The 1,062-nt window shown below is 64.4% G+C and carries 1 protein-coding gene; it reads left to right on the plus strand.

Translation table 11 applies throughout. The features are described 5' to 3' along the window. Window positions 1-260 precede the first annotated feature (260 nt). Window positions 261-1,062 (plus strand): MFS transporter (locus HX846_RS35480; protein WP_178967276.1); only part of this gene is annotated, 802 nt, incomplete at its 3' end.

The raw sequence follows: 1,062 nt of genomic DNA on the forward strand, positions 1-1,062 counted from the left end.
CAGCAACGGATATGTACACCACACCACACCACACCACAACGCCCCCACCCCCTGTTGGCCCACCTCTTGCTAAAGAATCCCCACAGGTAGCCAACGGCGGTTGCCCCCTCCACGACAAAGACGTCGCACACCCGGTTTGCCCCAGCGAACCCGGTGGCGGCGTTTTTTCGTTTTGGCCCCATAGCCCGGGGCCGATGGAGCGGCCACAGCCGTTCCATCACCAGGCCTTCTCATAAGACCCCTTACCGCTGAGGTGCGTGATGAAATCAAGCTTCTGGAAATCCGGTCACACCCCGACCCTGTTCGCCGCGTTCCTGTATTTCGACCTGAGCTTCATGGTCTGGTACCTGTTGGGCCCATTGGCGGTACAAATCGCCGCCGACCTGCACCTCACCACCCAACAACGCGGCCTGGTGGTCGCCACCCCCATCCTGGCCGGCGCAGTGCTGCGGTTCCTGATGGGCATGCTCGCCGACAAACTCTCCCCCAAGACCGCCGGCCTGATCGGCCAGGTGATTGTCATCGGCGCCTTGTTCGTCGCCTGGAAACTCGGAATCCACAGCTACGAGCAAGCCCTGCTGCTGGGCATGTTCCTCGGCATGGCGGGAGCCTCGTTCGCCGTCGCCCTGCCCCTGGCCTCCCAGTGGTACCCCGCCGAGCACCAGGGCAAGGCCATGGGCATCGCCGGCGCCGGCAACTCCGGGACGGTGTTCGCGGCCCTGCTGGCACCGGTACTCGCCGCCGCGTTTGGCTGGAGCAATGTGTTCGGCTTCGCACTGATCCCGCTGATCCTGACGCTGATCGTCTTCGCCTGGCTCGCCCGCAACGCCCCGCAACGACCCAAGGCCAAGTCCATGGCCGACTACTTCAAAGCCCTGGGCGACCGCGACAGTTGGTGGTTCATGTTCTTCTACAGTGTGACCTTCGGTGGTTTCATCGGCCTGGCCAGCGCCCTGCCCGGCTATTTCAACGACCAATACGGCCTGAGCCCGGTCACCGCCGGCTACTACACCGCCGCCTGCGTATTCGGCGGCAGCCTGATGCGGCCTTTGGGCGGCGCCC

Source organism: Pseudomonas sp. K5002, from assembly GCF_013386655.1.
In the GTDB taxonomy this organism is placed as follows: Bacteria; Pseudomonadota; Gammaproteobacteria; order Pseudomonadales; family Pseudomonadaceae; genus Aquipseudomonas.